Source organism: Nostoc parmelioides FACHB-3921 (assembly GCF_014696625.1).
Lineage (GTDB): Bacteria > Cyanobacteriota > Cyanobacteriia > Cyanobacteriales > Nostocaceae > Trichormus > Trichormus parmelioides.
Genome location: NZ_JACJQL010000002.1, coordinates 30,307 through 44,803, shown reverse-complemented (window position 1 = coordinate 44,803; position 14,497 = coordinate 30,307). Strand labels below are relative to the sequence as shown.

The window sequence follows — 14,497 nt, the reverse complement described above, 5'->3', positions numbered from 1 at the left end:
AGGGAACACAAGCCTCTTAGGAAAGCATTTATCTTCTGTGAGCAAAGAAGAAAGGCTGCAATCGAAACCTGTGATTATTAGTTTCTAACTCTCCGATGAAAGAATCATGAAGTTTTGATGAGAAGATTCTCATGTTCGCAGACGATAACCCATGCCTCGGACAGTTTCAATTAAGTCATTACCTAATTTTTTGCGTAAATAACCAACGTAAACATCGACAATATTAGAGCCTGGGTCATAGTCGTAACCCCATACCCTATCTAATAATTGCTCACGACTCAACACTTGCCCAGGATGGCGAAAGAAAGTTTCTGCGAGGGTAAATTCCCTAGCTGGTAGTTCTATAATTTCTTGACCGATTTTAACCTTGCGCGATCGCAAATCCAAAACTATATTTCCCGACTTAATGACCATCTCGTCTACCACCTGGCTACCACCACTCTGACGCAGCCTAGCTTTTACCCGTACTAACAATTCTTCAAATCGAAACGGCTTGGTTAAATAATCATCTGCTCCTGCTTCAAACCCTGCAACCTTGTCTTGAATGTCATCACGAGCAGTCAAAATAATCACTGGGACATTTTCCCCTTGTCCCCGTAATTCTTCTAATACATCCAAGCCATCTTTACCAGGAAGCCCTAAATCCAAAATCATCAAATCAAAACCGCTACTTAATGCCATGTTTGTCGCTGAGTAGGCATCAGTAGCCACAGCCGTTGTAAAACCTTGGGAACGCAGTCCTTTCTCAATAAAAGCCGCTATGCGGGGTTCATCTTCAGCTATGAGAATCCGATTCATCCGATGCAACCTCTTTCAGTATTTCTAAGGATACAGACAACTGTAAAAGTAGAGTCTGTTCCCAGAATACCTTTTCTTCATGATTTACACCTAAAAGGAGATGCTTAATTTTGTCAGTGGTCATTAACATTCACTCACCATTAAAGGCTTTCAAGTCTGTCAACAGTCAACAGTCAACAGTCAACAGTCAACAGCTATAAATTACAAAACTTCATTTTCTAAAGCTTTCTGAGCAACACGAGTAATATAGACTGTCACAGTCACCGTAGCGATAAAACCCACAATCCGTATCGCCCATTGTGCTGTGGGGTTACTGGGTTGGGACTCTGTACCAATCATGGCTAGGTTCCCTGCTAGAGAACCAATATAAACATACATGATGGTTCCGGGAATCATTCCCACAGAACCGATGAAATAGTCTTTTAAGGCGACTCCGGTAATCCCAAAGGCATAATTTAGCAAATTGAAAGGAAAGATAGGAGATAATCGGGTTAACAAGACGATTTTTAAGCCTTCCCTACCTACAGCTTGATCAATAGCCGCAAACTTTGTGTTATCAGCGATTTTTTTAGCAACCCAACCTCTAGCTAAATACCGTCCCACTAAAAAAGCAGCCGTAGCGCCAAGAGTTGCACCCAGAAAAACGTACACAGAACCCCAAACTACACCAAAGACAACGCCAGCACCTAAAGTGAGAATTGACCCTGGTAAAAAAGCGACTGTAGCAATAATGTACAGTATTATGAATGCGATCGCTCCCATTGTCCCTAAACTATCAATCCATTGCAAAGCCCCACGTAAAAACCCCTGGGGGTTCAAAGAAATAGGATTGGCTGATGCTGGTGTAGTATAGGAGAAAAAGGCGATCGCTATCACCAATAATGTTAGAGTAAATATTCTCAACCCACGATTTACTACTATATAGTTTTTCATTTTGAATTTTGTAGGCTTGCCTTCCCGTAGGGTATTTTAAATTGATTCAATCCGCATCCTGACTCTTAACTATTCCCTCTGTCACCACCTTTTGAGATAAAGCTTTTTGAGCAATTTTAGTGATATATATAGTCACACCCACAGTTGCTATCAATCCCAATCCTTGCATTATCCATTGCCAAATTTGTGTTTCCGGCGTAACTGGTTGATGATTCGTACCCGCCAGAGCCAAATCCCCTGCTAAAGAACCAATATAAACATACATTATAGTCCCAGGGATAATGCCCAAAGAACCTAATATATAGTCTTTTAAAGATATACAGGTAACACCAAAAGCATAGTTTAATAAATTAAAAGGAAAGACCGGAGAAAGGCGAGTTAACAGTACAATTTTCCATCCTTCCTTCGCCACAGCCTGATCAATTATTTTAAACTTTGGATACTTATCTATCTGCCGCACGACCCAATCCCGTGACATATAGCGTCCAATGAGAAAAGCTAATATTGCACCCATCGTGGCTGCTATTAATACATAAATTGAACCCCAAAATACACCAAATAAACAACCACTTTTTAAGGTCAATATAGAGCCGGGAATAAACAATAATGTTGCCAGATTATAAATAATCATGTAGGCGATCGGCCCTAAAAATCCCAGGCTTTGCACCCATAATATTAACGTTTGGAAAAGTGATTGAATATTAACTTGTTGTGCCGCAATTATCAGCACAGCAATTGTCAAACCTATAAGCAATAATCTATGTTTACTATTGAATCTAGTCTGCTCTTTGGGAACCATTAAATCACCTCAGTTTTCCGCATTACTTTAAGTAGTTAAGGATAATGTCATACAACAACCAAAAAGCAAAAGATTCCTGAGCTTGCTTTTATTATCACCTTTCATTAGAGTATGCTATCTATATGAGAAATGGCTGAGAAAACTTCTGTGAAGTATGAAGTCAAAAATATTTCTGAGCAGATGATCTTGATCACATACTGAATTAGTTAATACCAACTATACTTAACTCTTAAGATTATCTATAACAACTACTCAATTGGGAAGCTGAGTTATGGCAATGCGGAGAGCGGATCGTCGAGACTCTAATCATGACAATTCAGTTAATAATCCTCGCTCACCTCAAAAAGAACCAGTTCCACCCCATGAGCTTAAACAGTTATTGATGACGGTTCGCGCTCAACGTGATGAGTGGCAAGAACTTGCTAAACAAAATGAGGAAGCAGCATCTCAACTGGTTCATGTTCAGCAAACACTTCAAACCTATCAAGTTGAAGCTAATGATCTCAAAGAGCGTGTGACCCAAAATTACCAGCTTTATCTTGACGAACAACAAAGATATCAGCAGACTCTCTGCCTCTACAACGAAGAAAAAACTAGAGCAAATGAATTGTTTACCCAATATGAGACAGCAAACTCTGAGCGAGAAATGTATTTGACTCTATACAATGAAGCCAAAGCGGAACTCAAGTATGAGCGACGTTCTAAAGCTAGTATTAAAGGATGGGAAACTCGTCGTAAAGCCGAGAACGAAAAACTAAAGCGAGAAATCGCGGAAATGGTTGTGCTATTGCGTGAATCTTTGGCTAGTAAGGAAGAAGCTGTCAACAGCCTCTACGTTGTAGCAGAGCGTATGGATAGGATTCAATCTTTAGTTGATTCGGCTGATGAAGAAACAACAAACAATCCTGTCGGTATGGTACAAAAATTTAGACGCATCTGGCTTGCTATTAAAGAGATACTTTCTGAGTAAAGCTGTATCCTCATGGGTAAAAAATCAGTGCCGTCCACACAAAGCAAAGCAACATTGGGAAACCAAATTCGTAGTATTGCCGATCGCCTCAAACAAGAAACTGAGGTACAAATAAAAGCAACATCCCGTATTTTAGATGCTGCTGCTCAAATTTCGCAAAATCACGAGCGACTAATTAACGAAGTAGTTGAGATGGTTGAAGAAGACCTTGAGCAAGAAAGCCAGATTTTTCCAAGGCAGATTTATAAGGTTGATATTCTGAAACAACAGTTTAAAACATTGCGTGAAGCCAAAAGTCACTTTAATTTGAAAGTCAATAGTTGGGAAACGCTGGCTAACAAATTAAATGAACCGTCTTTGCAAGAGTGTTTCTTGGAGCAGAAACATCCGTCAGATGGTATCAGGAAAGAGGAACATGGACAAGAGAAGATTGAAAAGATTACCGTTTGTTTACAGCCTGATGTTGCAGAAATTTTTCCTACCGAGGAAGCAGTAAATGAGGCTCTGCGTTTTTTAATCAGAATTACAAATAAACATCTTTAATTAATATCTGAAACTTTTGCTACTTGTTGACCTGCAACAGACATGGAAGTTTTCGCAAATATAGCTGTTGACTGTTGATGGTTGACGGTTAACAGACTTGAAAACCTTTTATTGTCAGAGTTTCACCTTAGCTTGATGTCCTAATATATCTAGCTACAGCTATATATTCGCTTTGACTTGACTTTGAACAAAAGCTAGAGCAGGTTGTTGACTGAGTATGAAGTTGATAAATAATACTTATGTTATGTCTGCCAGCATTCTGCACATCAGCAGCTCTATGATAAATTTATGTGATTTAACAAAGATGTGTACTGAAAAATCTGTGAGGCTGTTTTATGTCTGAAGTCAATTATCAACAGCCCATTAGTACAGTAGCTACTCTCATCGAGATGTACACTGCGGGAAGGCGTGATTTTAACCGCGCTGAATTGGGTGATGCTAATTTACAAAATGTAGATATCAAAGGCTCTGACCTTAGCTACGCTGATTTAAGTACAGCTAATCTTAGAGGAGCCAACCTGAGGGGAACTGACTTAAGCTTTGCTGATTTAAGTCAAGCTGATTTGCAAGATGCTGATTTGCGAGGCGCATTATTAATGTCTGCCAATCTCCGCCAAGCTAACCTCCAGGGTGCAAAACTAGAAAAAGCTGATTGCGATCGCAATACTCATTTTCCCGAAAATTTTGATCTCCTAAAAGCAGGCTTGCAACTCAAGGAATCGTAAACTATCCAATGAGGTTTATTTGCGTCCAAGGAGTTGGGCGATCGCCTGAGCTAACTCCACTGGGTCTGCTGGTTTGGGTATATGCTTTTGAAAGCCTGCGGCGATGGCTTGTCTTTGATCAATTTCTCCAGCATAGGCAGTCAGAGCGATCGCGGGAATTTGTCCGCCTTGTTCTGGCGACCATTTTCTAATTTGCCGCAGTAACATATAACCATCAATTTGTGGCATCCCAATATCACTTAACAGTACATCTGGCTTTGAGCGCGCTAGAGCTTCCAATGCCTCTATTGCTGATGCTACCGCCATTACATTCGCCCCACACTGTTCTAAGGCAAAGCTAAAAAATTCCCGTACATCTTCTTGATCATCAACTAAAAGAATCTGCACACCAAGCAATAGTGAGTCTTGATTCTCTAGTTCTGTAACCGCAGACTCAGCACTCTGCACTTGGTAATCAGCACTTTTATACAAGGGTAGTTTGACAGTAAAAGTTGCTCCTTGGTCTTCTCCGGCACTCTGTGCTACTACTGTACCACCGTGTAATTCTACAAGATGGTGGACAATTGCCAATCCCAAGCCCAGTCCGCCAAAGACTCTGGTTGTCTTGGCATCAGCTTGACGAAAGTATTCAAAAACATAAGGTAAAAATTCTGGTGTAATGCCTTTACCTGTGTCAATCACTTGAATTTGGGCATCTCGTCCCACCTGTTCTAAACGCACTTCTACCTGTCCTTCCGACGGTGTAAACTTGACGGCATTGGAGACTAAATTCCAGATTACCTGTTGCAAGCGATCGCCATCACCCATCACCTGTAGAGGTTCATCACTCAGAATGGCGTGAATTTCTATTGATTTCGCTTCGGCGGCTAAACGAACTGTTTCTAACCCAGCTTGAACTGTGTTTCTTAAATCTACTAAACAGACATTTAAATTCAGCTTACCGCGTAAGATGCGGGAAACATCTAATAAGTCGTCAATGAGTTGAGTTTGTAACTTGGCGTTGCGCTCAATTGTTTCCAAACCTTGCTTGACGGTCTCTTCCTTATATGTGCGCGTGCGGAGTAACTTAGCCCAACCCATGATGGGATTGAGAGGGGTACGCAATTCATGGGAAAGAACCGCCAAAAATTCATCTTTAATCCGGTTGGTGGATTCGGCGATCGCTCTGGCATTTTTTTCTGCTTCATACAGTTGAGAGCGAGCGATCGCCTGAGCGCATTGTTGACCCAATGTCAACATAAATTTTTGCTGTTCTTCGTTAAATTTTTGGGCTGTAGCAAAGCTTAAGGCCATCACGCCAATTGTCTGCTGTTCGACAATGAGGGGAATACAAGCAAAGGCGCAATTACCCGTGAGGGAGGGGACATTAGCAATTTGCGGATATTTGCTGGCAAAGTCTTTGATGTTGGCTAAAAAAATCGCTTCCCCTGTCCTGGCTGTTTCCGCAATTGGTACAGATGCAGTCAGGGGGAAAGTTTTCCAAGTATCCCGTACTGATTCTGGGTAGCCAATGGCTTGAATGATTTTCAGGGTAGTACCGCCTTCAGTCAACAGCACCACAGAACCAGCAGATGCTCCCAAGGCTGCCAATCCTTGATTTACTACCACATCAGCAACTTGTTGGGGAGTGAGGGCTTCGGACAGAGCTGCTGTGATGCTTTGTAAACGCACCATCCGGCTCATAGCTAACTCGGCGGCTTGTTTCGCCTGCTGAGTTTCCTGATACAGTCTGGCATTATCAATGGCTGTAGCTGCACGCCGGGCAATATCTTCTGCCAATGCCAAATCCGTTTGTTTGAATTGCCTGCCTGAACTACCGGTAACAAAGGAAATGACCCCAAATATTTGCTCCCGTGAGTAAAGGGGAACCACCATCAGCGATCGCATTTCCAAGGTTTGCAATAATTGTAGATGTTGTTCATCCTGTGCCATCTCTACCAAAATCGAGTTTGGCAATTCAGGATAAAAAGCAGATTCTCCTTTGAGGAGTTTATCCCGAAACGGGTGTTTACCTTCGGTTCTGGTTGGATATGAACGGCGAATTTCTTCTATAATATCCAGTTTTACAGGGTCAATACAGGCGATCGCTACACGTTTCATTGACCAGTCGGGTTGGAGAATATCTACAGTACACCAATCAGCAATGGTAGGTACTGCCAAATGAGCCACATTATTCAGGGCAACCTCATAATCTAAAGAAGCTGCTAAAACAGTGCTGGCTTCAACTAAAAAGTTTTGTGCGGCTTCTGCTTGTTTGCGCTCATTAATATCTTCAATAATACCCAACGCATATTTAGGTTCTCCTTGCTCATTCCACACGGCTGATGCAGTCAGATTCACCCAAACAGTCGTCCCATCTTTGCGAATATAACGCTTTTCTAAAGAGTAACCATTAATTTCCCTGGCTAATACTTGCTTGGCATATAGCCAATCAGCTTCCACATCATCAGGATGGGTAATTTCGGTAAACTTCATCTGGCTTAATTCTTCAGCACTGTAGCCTGTAATGTCGCACAAAGCCGGATTATTTTGCAGAAATTGACCATCTAAAGTAACTAAGGTAATACCCACAGCTGCTTGGTCAAACATTGCTCGGAAGCGTTCTTCACTTTCTCGCAAAGCAATTTCTACCTGCTTGGTAGCTGTCACATTTGCCAAAATAATCCCGATGCCTACTGTTTTGCCCATGCTGTCGTAGACTGGGTAATAATTACCTAACCAATAACTATTAATTTCTGGTCTTCCTAGCGCCTCACCACTAACCTCTATATTCAGCAGAGGTTGTCCCGTCTCCAATACTTGCTGTAATTGCGCTTCAAATGGCTCTGCCATCTTGGGTAAAACATCCCGAAATTTTCGCCCCAGATGCTCTTCTATGCTTAAACCATTGACATCAGCCAATACTTGATTAATGCGGATATATCGTAATTCCTCATCCAAAAAACAGACCGCCACAGGTGCGCCCGCCAACAGGGCATCTAAAAGCGCCAACGATTCAGCATAATGCTTTAAAGCTTGGTGAACATCTCGATACAGTTGAGCGTTCTCTATTGCCAGGGCAGCACGATAGGCAATATCTTTGGCTAAAGTTAAGTTAGCTTGATTGTAGCTACGGCCTGATTCAGCACTGACAAAGGTGATACATCCCAGCACTTGCTCATGTGCTATTAAAGGTAAAAACATGAGTGATTTAATTCCTATCTGCCTCACCAAGTCCAGATGTTCCTCATTTTGAGCTGCTGCTGCTAAAAGAGAATCTGGTATGTCTGCAATTAATAGCGGTTCCCCAGTTTGTAATACTTTGGTAATTAAACTCGTACTTCCTGGTTCTGGTACATATTCCTGAAACGACCTTGCTAGTTCTGCTTTTGCTGGGTCTACATGAGCAATAGGTAAGCGGCGTATCGAGCCATCTTGGTTGATAATATCAATACTGCACCAGTCTGCTAGTTGAGGAACGGATATTTTCGCAATCTGTGCCAAAGTTTCCTCGTAATCCAAAGAACTAGAGAGTGTGTTACTGGTTTGGGCAATATACCGCAGCGCATCCTCAGCTTGCTTTCGTTCTGTAATATCAAGAGCCGTCACCCCAACCCCTAGTAGTTTGCCATCTGGTAAACACACTGGATAGTAGTTCACCAAGCTACAACGATGTATTCCCGATGGATAGGTTATCCCACATACTTCTTGATTCAGTAGTGGCTGCTTGGTTGCCATTACTTGGTGGAGAATAGGCTCCAGTTGTGTTGCCCATTCTGGCAATACTTCTCTCAGGGTGCGCCCAATGTGTTGACTTTGGGGTATACCGTTAATTGCTGCCAGGGCTTCGTTAGTATAAACGTAACGTAGTTTTGTATCTAAAAAAGCTAGGGCTACAGGTGAGCTAGCCAGCCAAGCATTCAATAATGCCAGATATTCGTCTTGTTGCTGGATAGCTTTTTGCAGTTTACGCTGTAATTTAGCCTTCTCTAGTTCTGAGCGCTTGTGTTCAGTAATATCTACTGCTGCACAGGTAATACCCTGAATTTGACCATCATTTTTCAGGGGTTCGGCTAACAAATCGTAGTAAACGACTTCTCCGTGAAAAATTACGGACACTTCTTCATGGACGGAGATATCTTTCTCTAATACTTTTTGCTTAATGGCTGTGAGTTTTTCTGCAACTGAGGCGGGGAACAATTCATTATCTGACTTACCAATGATTTCTTCAGCAGAGGCTACACCCCGATAATTATGAATCCATCGATACCGCAAATCTCGATCCTGTTGAAAAACCATGATATTAGAATGGCTCAAAGCTAATCGAAATCGCTCCTCGCTCTGCCTAAGTTTCTGTAAATTAACTGCATCTTGCTTTTTGGTATTTCTCAATGTTTCACAGATAAAACTGAAAAACCATCCTTGTACAGCAAATAGCCCTATTTTAACTACATTATAAATATCAAGAAATAGAGTATATCTTGGATGAAAAAAGAAGTAATTACTTAGGATTACAGATAAGAAAGTTGCTAAAATTCCTGACCAAAAACCTCCATACCAAGCACTAAACATGACAGCGCTAAAGAATAATAAAAAAGGAGTCCTGGTCATCCCTAGCCAAGGATCTAACAATAGCATCAGCACACAAGCCAGTGCGACAGAAAATATGACAATTCCAAAACGTAGTAATGCAGAAATAGAAATATTAGGCATGAAAATGACTTGCGACAACTAATACTTGTTGCAGAGCTTATACTTAACCTAAGCTAGTTTGCAAGTTTTAGGTACTCATCTTCAGGTAGATTATCGTATCAGGTAAAAAAACTTCTCTTGGTTAGATGCTAATTTTCTCTTAATGTAGTAATACAACGAAATTATTCATATTTGAGCAATCTCAAAAATTACCCTCTTTATTGCTATCAAATGTGAGGTTTTATTTCAATGAAGATAAATACTTGAGGAAAATGGCGGATCGAGAAACAAGAACCCCGACATCTTCAAGATGTCGGGGTTCTGGAGGAATTCTCGCAAAGTCTTTGGGTAATATAAATTATTGCTGAGAAAGTGATAAAAAATGTGCTGCAAATTCCCGTGAATTTCTCAGCCAAGCTTTAGGACTACATCACTTAAGACTGAGTAAATGCCGTAATACTAAGAGCAGTTCACTAAAGTAACTGTTAATACTTATGCAGCAAGCATCTCATCCCACAGTCATCCTGGGTGCTGGCTTTGCTGGACTGTTTACGGCTCTGCACTTAAGCCAGCAAAATTACTCTAATCCGATTATTTTAATAGAACAGCGCGATCGCTTTAGCTTCAAACCATTATTGTATGAATTATTGAGCGGCGAGCTGCATAGCAAACAGGTATATCCTCGTTATCAAGAGCTGTTAGCTGGTAGCAAAGTTAAGTTTGTTCAAGACACGGTGCAATCAATTGATATACATCAGCAGAGAGTTGATACAATCTCTGGTCAAGTTTTTCACTACAGCAAGTTGGTATTGGCGCTCGGTAGCAAAACCACTTATTTTGATACTCCCGGTGCGGCAGAATATGCAATGCCCTTTACCTCTGGGGAACAGGCGATCGCACTCCGCCGACAATTGCGTCGTAAATTATATCAAGCCATTCAAACACCAGACGTAGAAAGCCGTCGTCTACTGTTAACTGTTGCCATCATTGGTGCGGGGCCGGCGGGTATTGAATTGGCCTGTACATTAGCTGATTTACTGCCCATTTGGTACGACGAGTTGGGCGGCGATGGTAGTGAAATTCATGTTGTCCTCGTCAACCGCAGTCGAGAAATTCTCAAAGGCGATGTTAATAGCCATTTGCGCTGCACTGTCGAACGTGCCATGAAAAATCGCCTCATTCCCGTGGACTTTTTATTTGATGCGGCTGTCACGAAGATTACACCTGAGGGCGTAGAGTATCGGCGACATGAGCAAATACAAATGTTACAGGCAGGAACGATCGCCTGGACTGCTGGCACAGCACCCAATCCTTTGCTGATGGAATTACCCGTTTCTCAAAATCGAGGACGGTTACTGGTGAAACCAACATTGCAACTATCTAATTTTCCCGAAATCTTCGCGGCGGGTGACTGTGCCACAGATAGCGATCATCCCCAGCCACCCACAGCTCAAGTAGCTTATCAACAAGGAATTGCGATCGCTCAAAATCTCCAGCGAATCAGCCAAAACAAACCAACCGTTCCCGTACAAGTCCAACTGCGTGGCACTTTGATGAAATTAGGACTCAACGAAGGCGTTGCTAACTTATTCAACAAATTGCAAATCAAAGGACAAGCAGGCCATTTGATTCGGGAAGGAACATATTTACAACTACTACCCAACTCTGCTCATAACCTGAAAGTTACAACCGAGTGGCTAACAGATGAATTATTTCAGCGTCACCGTGCTGTTACCCCCATGCAGCTGGGACAAACACCGTGGTTGTCTGGAGTCGCCACCACCGCAGCTGCACTAATTTTTGCCACCCCTCTCGTTTGGCGAGTAGCCCAACCTACCCAATTTCAGCAAAATCTCAGTTGGACAGGCGTTCCCACCTTACTCAATCACCTAACACCCCGCCGCTAAATTCATGATGAAATACCTACTTAACCTCCACACAGCAGTTACCGTCAATCGCATCACTATCGGCTTTTTCTTCTTCCTCTCAGGTATTGCCAACTACTTAAATTTCAGTGTTCCTAACGGTTTCTACCAAACAGTCATCACTCAAAAATTGCAAATGATTGGCCCTGGAATTCCCCCTGGATGGGAAGGTATAGGGCCATTACCTTGGTTAATAGCGGTTCCCTATGCTTGGTCGTTACCTTTAGCAGAAATCGTTCTGGGTATCTTATTTGCCCTCAATTATTGGGTGCGGTGGACAGGTTTACTACTGATTCTCATGACATTTAGCATCATTCTCGCATTTGGTATTATTCCCGCAGGCAGTCTATTTCCCAATGGTGCAGAAAGCTTTAACAAAAACATTCTCTTCATGACCTTAATTTGGATTTGCATTGCCTACGATGCTTACGAACAGAAAATGAGCCGTCGTCGTAGTCAAGCAATGGCTGATTATGCTGTTATGGCTGCTGACGAAGAATAGGCGAAGATGGTCATATCAGAGGATTTTGACGGTATTCAAAATACCCGGCGGGTAACGTGGTAGCGTTCCGCCGGCAAGGCTGCGCCAACAAAATTCGCGCATTAAATGCAGCCACCCACAAGGGGGAGCCAGTCTCATGGGCGGTGAGTGCAGCCACACGTGCGGCTATGCCGCCGGGTGGACTGCCGTAGCTTGCTTCTCCGTAGGAGTATCCGAAGGGGTTTTCCGACTTGAGAGAACTGGCGTTGAGGTTCCTACCTCCCTGGAGAAATGAATCATTGTTGGGTTGATAGAATACTTAACCTTTTAGCTAGCTTCTTTGTTAGAAAACCCACCATTCCCAGGATGGCTAAACTCAACCCAGAAAGTGGGGTTGGCTCTGGAACTGTGATTAAAGTTGCCGCCGTTGGCGTTGCAAAGAGGAAGTCGTCAGTATTAACGAGATCAACACCATTAGCTAAATCCTCACCACCAAAAGATTGGATAGTAGTGCCATCAAAGCTAAATAGTGCATTCGTCCCGACGGTCAGTTGCACCTCAGTTACTATCGGTTGGTCAAAGAGAACTCCCAAAAACTGAGCCTCTCCTGATGCGCCAACGGGAACGAAATACTTGCCAAGACTGACCTTATCGCCTTTGGTCGTTGTACCAAAGTATTCGATACTACTGCTAGCTGCATCTTCCACATCGAGGAAGATGGCTCCAAAACCTCGTGTCCCAGCAGCAGTTGTTGTGCCAGGTAAAACGAAGCTCTGTTCAATAAAGCGATCCTCGAACTGACCATTATTAAAATCGAACATCACAAAAGTATTTTGCGGACTAAAAGCGGGAAACTCCCCTGCTGTACCTGGATTGACACTGGCAAATCCATCGCCACTGACGGCATAGGGATCAGCAAACAGCGCACCTGCTCCCAAGAAGCGATTGACGGGAATCGCTACTGTTTTCCCAGGATCAATTACTTGAGTCTCAGGGTTAGCATCAGTACCGTCGAGACGGACACCATCCCAACCAATACGGCTACCACCACCGATCGCTGTTTGAAAATCCCTGAAGGCTGTAGTTGTTGTTGCTCCCGATCCACTAAAGACGAGAGTAGATGCCTGTGCCGATTCAGCAACAGTCGTCAGTAAGCTCAATACTATGCTTCCTGTCACTGAAGCTAATATGCCATGTTTAAACATAGTTTTTGTTTCTGAAGTTGTGAGTGATTATTAGGGAAGAATTCAAAACTAAGAGGTCATCACCCAGTTAATAACTGGTAAATAGAGCAGTCATAATTAACTGGAACATCAAAGTAATATGTGGATTTATCGGATGTTTTTGAGGAAATTATGCAATCAATTGAAAAACAATTTTATTTTTTTGATTCTGTCTGTAAAGGATAATATTTCAGATTTATCCTCAATCTTTTTTAGTGGTTATACGTAAAAAGTATGTATAATATCGGGAAAATATTTAAATCATCAATCGACTCTGAAAGTAATGAATCGTACCCAAGAAGAAAACAACCTTTGTCGTTCTGATGCTATTGCATATTTACTGTTAGAAAAGCTTCATTTATTTCCTCTGAGTGCTGGACTGTGGTCACTGGCAATTGTTGTAATATTTGATCTGCTGACTGCACTAGCCAGCAACACTCTAACAGGATCTAGAGGATTACTTCAAGACCCCATACCCTGGATAGCAGCGATACTCATCAATCCAGTAGTAGTTGGATATTATTTGTGGAGTTTTCAAGCAATTAGCAGTGTAATTAAAAACCTGGACGAATCAAATGTAGTAATAGAAATTGATAGATTAAGGATTGAGCGTATATCTTCAATTCTCTATTACCAAAAATCGCGTAATTTCCTAGCAATTATTAGTGCTATTAGTATCAGTATTTATGTATTTATCACTCAACCGAAATTGGTAAAAAGCTGGACAAGCACAGGATTACTACCAAATTTGACCATCACCATTGTCACTTTGATAGTTGTATACATGGGTACGATGCTGATTCTGAATCTAATTAATAATATCCAGATTCTCCATAGAACTCTCAAAAATAAAAAGCTGAATGTGAACCCTCTTCATCCGGATCGCTGTGGCGGTCTTCGACCCCTAAGTGATTATTCACTCAAAACTGCCTACCTCATCACTCTTTTAGGTTTCTGGGTTAGCATTATTAGCTACCAAACTATCACACAAGGTAGTAAGCAAGATTATTGGTATATTTATTTTATTGTAATATTGTATATTTTTCTTTCATTAGCGTGTTTTTTTGGCCCTTTACTGACTGCTCATAGAGGCATGAAAAAGGCTAAGGAGGACGTTTTACACGAGATTGCTCATCAGTTTCAAATAGATTATTCACAAATTCACAGTAGTCTGACAGAAGATGCAGAAACACTAAAAAAAAGAACTGAAAAAGTCCGAGAACTACGTAATTTATACACTATGACTGACGAATTCCCGGTATGGCCTTTTGATGTACAAACTTTTCGGCGGTATCTGCTTAGCGTCAGTACACCCCTCCTTTCTCTCCTCGTAGGAGTGCTACAAAAGTATTTGGAAATTGTGATGAAAAAATAGGAAAGACGAAAATCTAGTTAGAAAATAAGGAGTGACGGCAGGGGTGTAAGAGAA

General features: G+C 41.9%; 11 protein-coding genes. 6 read left to right on the top strand and 5 right to left on the bottom strand.

Annotation, left to right across the window (positions count from 1 at the left end; all coding sequences use genetic code 11):
• Nucleotides 1-129 precede the first annotated feature (129 nt).
• The 3 genes from H6G14_RS02035 to H6G14_RS02025 form a co-directional block, all read right to left on the bottom strand.
• Nucleotides 130-798, bottom strand: a complete 669-nt coding sequence (locus H6G14_RS02035; RefSeq protein WP_190565497.1) for a response regulator transcription factor — start codon at nucleotides 796-798, stop codon at nucleotides 130-132.
• A 201-nt stretch (nucleotides 799-999) separates the two neighbouring features.
• Nucleotides 1,000-1,731, bottom strand: a complete 732-nt coding sequence (locus H6G14_RS02030; protein ID WP_190565496.1) for a TVP38/TMEM64 family protein — start codon at nucleotides 1,729-1,731, stop codon at nucleotides 1,000-1,002.
• A gap of 46 nt (nucleotides 1,732-1,777) precedes the next feature.
• A complete protein-coding gene (locus H6G14_RS02025; RefSeq protein WP_190565495.1) occupies nucleotides 1,778-2,530 on the bottom strand; it encodes a TVP38/TMEM64 family protein in 753 nt (250 codons plus the stop codon).
• A gap of 271 nt (nucleotides 2,531-2,801) precedes the next feature.
• Here H6G14_RS02025 and H6G14_RS02020 point away from each other — a divergent pair, with 271 nt between their 5' ends.
• From H6G14_RS02020 to H6G14_RS02010, 3 genes are all read left to right on the top strand, one after another.
• The gene (locus H6G14_RS02020; RefSeq protein ID WP_190565494.1) at nucleotides 2,802-3,500 is read left to right on the top strand and encodes a hypothetical protein; all 699 of its coding nucleotides are present in this window, start codon (nucleotides 2,802-2,804) and stop codon (nucleotides 3,498-3,500) included.
• Nucleotides 3,501-3,512: 12 nt separating this feature from the next.
• Nucleotides 3,513-4,043: a hypothetical protein gene (locus H6G14_RS02015; RefSeq protein ID WP_190565493.1), complete on the top strand. Its 531-nt coding sequence runs from the start codon at nucleotides 3,513-3,515 to the stop codon at nucleotides 4,041-4,043.
• 335 nt (nucleotides 4,044-4,378) lie between these two features.
• Entirely contained in the window at nucleotides 4,379-4,768 is a 390-nt protein-coding gene (locus H6G14_RS02010) for an Alr5209 family pentapeptide repeat protein (RefSeq protein WP_190565492.1), read from the top strand.
• 15 nt (nucleotides 4,769-4,783) lie between these two features.
• Here the strand turns inward: H6G14_RS02010 and H6G14_RS02005 are convergent, their stop codons facing one another.
• Nucleotides 4,784-9,460: a PAS domain-containing protein gene (locus tag H6G14_RS02005; RefSeq protein ID WP_190565491.1), complete on the bottom strand. Its 4,677-nt coding sequence runs from the start codon at nucleotides 9,458-9,460 to the stop codon at nucleotides 4,784-4,786.
• A gap of 473 nt (nucleotides 9,461-9,933) precedes the next feature.
• On the opposite strand from H6G14_RS02005, the gene H6G14_RS02000 reads away from it, so the two are divergent.
• Nucleotides 9,934-11,346 (top strand): NAD(P)/FAD-dependent oxidoreductase, encoded by a 1,413-nt coding sequence (locus H6G14_RS02000; RefSeq protein ID WP_190565490.1) that lies wholly within the window; start codon nucleotides 9,934-9,936, stop codon nucleotides 11,344-11,346.
• A 4-nt stretch (nucleotides 11,347-11,350) separates the two neighbouring features.
• The gene (locus H6G14_RS01995; RefSeq protein WP_242053326.1) at nucleotides 11,351-11,866 is read left to right on the top strand and encodes a DoxX family membrane protein; all 516 of its coding nucleotides are present in this window, start codon (nucleotides 11,351-11,353) and stop codon (nucleotides 11,864-11,866) included.
• Between the two features lie 275 nt (nucleotides 11,867-12,141).
• Here H6G14_RS01995 and H6G14_RS01990 read toward each other — a convergent pair whose 3' ends face one another.
• Nucleotides 12,142-13,050 (bottom strand): PEP-CTERM sorting domain-containing protein, encoded by a 909-nt coding sequence (locus tag H6G14_RS01990; RefSeq protein ID WP_190565489.1) that lies wholly within the window; start codon nucleotides 13,048-13,050, stop codon nucleotides 12,142-12,144.
• A 301-nt stretch (nucleotides 13,051-13,351) separates the two neighbouring features.
• On the opposite strand from H6G14_RS01990, the gene H6G14_RS01985 reads away from it, so the two are divergent.
• Nucleotides 13,352-14,443: a hypothetical protein gene (locus H6G14_RS01985; protein ID WP_190565488.1), complete on the top strand. Its 1,092-nt coding sequence runs from the start codon at nucleotides 13,352-13,354 to the stop codon at nucleotides 14,441-14,443.
• The last annotated feature ends 54 nt before the right edge of the window (nucleotides 14,444-14,497 follow it).

Coding starts and splice junctions, on each gene's coding strand:
- H6G14_RS02035 (WP_190565497.1), bottom strand. CDS start 798: ATGAATCGGATTCTCATAGCTGAAGATGAACCCCGCATAGCGGCTTTT.
- H6G14_RS02030 (WP_190565496.1), bottom strand. CDS start 1,731: ATGAAAAACTATATAGTAGTAAATCGTGGGTTGAGAATATTTACTCTA.
- H6G14_RS02025 (WP_190565495.1), bottom strand. CDS start 2,530: ATGGTTCCCAAAGAGCAGACTAGATTCAATAGTAAACATAGATTATTG.
- H6G14_RS02020 (WP_190565494.1), top strand. CDS start 2,802: ATGGCAATGCGGAGAGCGGATCGTCGAGACTCTAATCATGACAATTCA.
- H6G14_RS02015 (WP_190565493.1), top strand. CDS start 3,513: ATGGGTAAAAAATCAGTGCCGTCCACACAAAGCAAAGCAACATTGGGA.
- H6G14_RS02010 (WP_190565492.1), top strand. CDS start 4,379: ATGTCTGAAGTCAATTATCAACAGCCCATTAGTACAGTAGCTACTCTC.
- H6G14_RS02005 (WP_190565491.1), bottom strand. CDS start 9,460: ATGCCTAATATTTCTATTTCTGCATTACTACGTTTTGGAATTGTCATA.
- H6G14_RS02000 (WP_190565490.1), top strand. CDS start 9,934: ATGCAGCAAGCATCTCATCCCACAGTCATCCTGGGTGCTGGCTTTGCT.
- H6G14_RS01995 (WP_242053326.1), top strand. CDS start 11,351: ATGATGAAATACCTACTTAACCTCCACACAGCAGTTACCGTCAATCGC.
- H6G14_RS01990 (WP_190565489.1), bottom strand. CDS start 13,050: ATGTTTAAACATGGCATATTAGCTTCAGTGACAGGAAGCATAGTATTG.
- H6G14_RS01985 (WP_190565488.1), top strand. CDS start 13,352: ATGAATCGTACCCAAGAAGAAAACAACCTTTGTCGTTCTGATGCTATT.